The sequence below is a fragment of the Paraburkholderia bannensis NBRC 103871 genome, assembly GCF_000685015.1.
GTDB lineage: Bacteria > Pseudomonadota > Gammaproteobacteria > Burkholderiales > Burkholderiaceae > Paraburkholderia > Paraburkholderia bannensis.
On record NZ_BAYA01000099.1, the window covers coordinates 1 to 745 of the forward strand.

1 pseudogene is annotated in these 745 nt (G+C 65.5%); it reads right to left on the reverse strand.

Going from position 1 to position 745, the window contains the following annotated elements:
• Nucleotides 1-745, reverse strand: a pseudogene (locus BBA01S_RS45050) (DUF3138 family protein); the annotation flags it as partial.

Genomic DNA, 745 nt, shown 5'->3' on the forward strand with positions numbered 1-745 from the left:
GCGGTCACGCCCATGCGGCCCACCACCGGCGCGTTGAACTTGCGGTGCGCGAGCAGCGAGAAGCCGTACCACTGCGCGTTGCCGCCGTTGTACGCGGCGCGCTGCTGCTGGCCGTAATCGACTTCGGCGTTGTACTGGATGTCCGCAGCCGTATAGCTTGCATCGACTTCGCCGAAGAAGAAGTAGCCACCCGAGCTCGTCGCCTGGCCACCCGCACCGTAGACTGCCTGACCCGTCGTTGCGTCGATGGCGCTCGACAGCGTCTGGCGCCCGATGTTGAACGAGCCGCCGATATCCAGCGCGCTCGACCACGTGTAATCCGCACGCGCCGTGAGCGTCGGGATCTTGTTGCTCGTCGTGATCGGGTCGCCCAGCGCGTTCGTGCCGGTCTGCGTGACCGAGCCGTAGGTGCGGTACTGCTCGTTGCCCACCATGAACTTGAAGGCCCACTGGCTGCCGTCCGGCGTGTAGTTCCAGCCCACGCCCACGTAGCTGCCCGGATCCGAGAAGTCGTACAGCAGGTTGTGGGTGAGGGTCAGCATCTGGTTGGACTGCTGCACCTCGTAGCCGCCGAAGCTCGGCATGAGACCCGCACGAAGGTCTGCGTCGCCGTGATCGGCACCGTCACGACCGCCGTGTTCAGGATGTTGTTGCCGATGTCGCCATGCTCGTTGGCCAGCAGCGTGATGCCGTTGCCGCGGTTGGGCATGAGCGTGATTTCAGCCGACGGCGCCATCGGGCCGAC